This window comes from Micromonospora sp. AMSO31t (assembly GCF_008868175.1).
Classification (GTDB): domain Bacteria; phylum Actinomycetota; class Actinomycetes; order Mycobacteriales; family Micromonosporaceae; genus Micromonospora.
Window position 1 is genome coordinate 1 of sequence record NZ_WBKT01000276.1, and the last position, 2,881, is coordinate 2,881.

The window sequence follows — 2,881 nt, forward strand, 5'->3', positions numbered from 1 at the left end:
AGAGACCGGCCACCCACCCTGCCGGGCCGGTTCAGCGCAGCAGTTCCACCACGTTGCGGCGGACCAGGTTCTTGCCCGGCTCCCGGATCAGGTCCATGGCCGCCGCGTTGAGCAGCACGCAGCTCCCGGACGGCCCGGTGACCGTCACGGTCGCGGCCCTGCCGTTGTCCAGGTTGGTCACCCGCAGCCGGGTGCCCACCGGGAACTGCCCGCTGGTGGCGGCCGGCGCCCCGCCCTCGGCGGAGAAGGTGATCGCCCCGCTGCAGACGCTGGCGGGCGCGCCGCCGGGCTGGGCGTTGCCCGGCCGGGCCTCGCCGACCGGGGCGCCACCCGGCCCCGCCGCGCCGGTCGCCGGGGCGCCGCCGTCGAGGCGTTCGACCAGGTTGCGGCGGATGACGTTCTTGCCCGGCTCGCGGACCAGGTCCATGGCCGCCGCGTTGAGCAGCACGCAACTGCCCGACGGGCCGGTCACCGTGACGGTCGCGACCTTGCGGTTGTCCAGGTTGGTCAGCCGCAACCGGGTGCCCACGGGGAAGCGGTCGCTGGTGGCCGCCGGCGCCCCACCCTCGGCCGAGAAGGTCACCGACCCCGCACAGGCCGACTGGCCGGTCGGGGTGGTCTCCGCGAACCCCATCCCCGTGCCCACCGCGACGACCGCCGAGGCGGCCAGTGCCACGGTCGCCGCCAGCACGTGCTTGCGCTGCACCTTCACGTTGTCTCTCCCGTCGTCCGGTGGTCTCGTTCGACGCGTGGTACGGACGGGAGGGCCGGACCGTTCAGTCGGGACGGCAGATCACAACGGACCGTAACGGGTGTGTGGCGCACCGGTGAGCAACGCCCAGTAGCGGTCGCCGTAGGACCAGTGCCACCACTCGGTGGGGTAGTTCACCAGCCCCGCCCCGCTGAGCGCGGCCACCAGGACCTGCCGGTTGCGCCACGCGCTCACCGGAATGTGCCGGGCCGCCGTGAAGCAGGCGTCGGCGCTCTCCTCCGGGGTGGCGTCGAGGGCCGTACCCATGTCCAGCTCGATCCCGTCGGCGTCGCACAGGGTGAGGTCGACCGCCCCACCGGTGCTGTGCGGCGCCACCTCGACCGGCGAGACGAACTTCGTGGTCTCCCGGTGCAGCCGGTCCGCCGGCCAGTCCGGGTAGCGCCGGCGCAGCTCGTCCCGGTAGCCGGTGAAGATGTCGAGCTGCGCCCGGTACGGCCGGTACCCCTCGACGACCAGGAGGCGCAGGCCGGCCGGCAGCGCAAGCTGCGCGGCCAGCAACCGGTCCGCGACCCCGCGCCGCACCCGGGCGTACGCCCCGGCGGGGTCGGCGGCCCGGGTGTCCAGCCGCAGCTCCGGCAGTTCCCGCAGGTCGATCAGGGGATCGCCGTCGTCCCGGCTGGACACGGCGGCGACCCGGGGATCGGAGAGCAGGATCATGCCCCACCGCCCCGGGGCCGGGCCTCGTGCCGGGTGAAGGCGAGCGCCACCAGCCGGTCCACCACCTCCGGGTAGTCGACGCCGGACGCGGCCCACACCTTCGGGTACATCGAGTGCGCCGTGAAGCCGGGCAGGGTGTTCAGCTCGTTGACGAACAGGTCGCCGGTCGCCTCGTCGTAGAGGAAGTCGACGCGGGCCAGTCCCCAGCCGCCGATCGCCGTGAACGCCCGCACGGACAGCTCCCGGATCCGCTCGGTGACCTCGTCGGGCAGCGGCGCCGGGACGGTCATCGGGTCGGCGTCGCCGAAGTACTTCTGCCGGTAGTCGAACCAGCCGCCCTCGACCCGGACCTCGCCGACCGCCGACGCCTCCGGGTGCCAGCCGCCGAGCACCCCGCACTCCAGCTCCCGGCCGGTCACGCCCTGCTCGACCAGCACCACGTGGTCGTGCCGGAGCGCCTCCTCGACGGCCGCCACGAGGTCGTCGCCCTCGGCCACCCGGGAGATCCCGATGGACGAGCCCATCCGTGCCGGCTTGACGAACAGCGGCCGGCGCAACCCGACGACCAGCTTCTCCGGGTCCTCCGCGGCCCGCCAGGTCGGCGCGTCGAACCAGACGTGCGGGGTGGTCGGCACCCCCTCGGCCCGCAGCGCCCGCTTCATCGCCACCTTGTCCATCCCGACGGCGGAGGCGAGGATCCCGCACCCGACGTACGGCACGCCGAGCGATTCGAGCAGCCCCTGCACGACGCCGTCCTCGCCGTACGGGCCGTGCAGCACCGGGAAGACCACGTCCAGCTCGGCGTGCACCGCGCCGGGCGCGTCGGCCGCGGTGACCGCCACCGTGCCGGCGCGGGCCCCGGCCCGCAGCTCGACGGCCGGGCCGGTCACCGGCAGCCGGTCGTCGATGGCCCGGCCGGCGCCCACGCTCGCGCAGCGCTCGGCCAGCACCGGCTCCGGCACCAGCCGCAACCCGCCGGCGCGGGTGATCCCGAGTGCGACCACCTGGTGGCCCCGCTCCGCCAGGGCCCGGGCCACACCGAGCGCCGAGGCGCAGGAGACCTCGTGCTCGGCCGACGGGCCACCGAACAGGACACCGATCCGCATCGCAGCTCTCACGCCGCCACCCCTTCCATCCGGGCCAGGTCGGCGACGGGTCCCCCCGCCAGCCGGGCCACCAGTTCCGCCTCGACATTGCCGCCGGTCAGCACCACGCCGACCGTCCGGTACCGCCCGTCCTCCGGGCCGCCGGCGAGCCGCAGCGCGCCGGCCAGTCCGGCCGCCCCGGACGGCTCGACGAGCACCTTCAGCTCCAGCAGGAGCAGCCGGAACGCGTCGGCGATGGCGTCGTCGTCGACCCGGACGACGCCCCGGACGGCGTCCCGCGCCACCGCGAACGGCAGGTCGCCGACGCAGCTCGGGCGGAGCCCGTCGGCGATGGTGGGGGCCGGGA

General features: G+C 75.3%; 4 protein-coding genes. All 4 read right to left on the bottom strand.

Features of this window, described 5'->3' with window-relative positions:
* Positions 1-31: 31 nt before the first annotated feature.
* Positions 32-712 carry a hypothetical protein gene (locus F8274_RS30295; protein WP_151465785.1) on the bottom strand — a complete coding sequence of 227 codons (681 nt, stop codon included), beginning with the start codon at positions 710-712 and terminating at the stop codon, positions 32-34.
* An 81-nt stretch (positions 713-793) separates the two neighbouring features.
* The gene (locus tag F8274_RS30300; protein WP_151465787.1) at positions 794-1,429 is read right to left on the bottom strand and encodes a M15 family metallopeptidase; all 636 of its coding nucleotides are present in this window, start codon (positions 1,427-1,429) and stop codon (positions 794-796) included.
* On the bottom strand, positions 1,426-2,547 hold the full coding sequence (locus tag F8274_RS30305; RefSeq protein ID WP_151465789.1) for a D-alanine--D-alanine ligase family protein: 1,122 nt from the start codon (positions 2,545-2,547) through the stop codon (positions 1,426-1,428). Before F8274_RS30305 ends, F8274_RS30300 begins: the two co-directional genes overlap by 4 nt.
* On the bottom strand, positions 2,544-2,881 hold a 338-nt coding region (locus F8274_RS30310), incomplete at its 5' end, for a pyridoxal-phosphate dependent enzyme (RefSeq protein ID WP_151465791.1). The genes F8274_RS30310 and F8274_RS30305, both read right to left, overlap by 4 nt.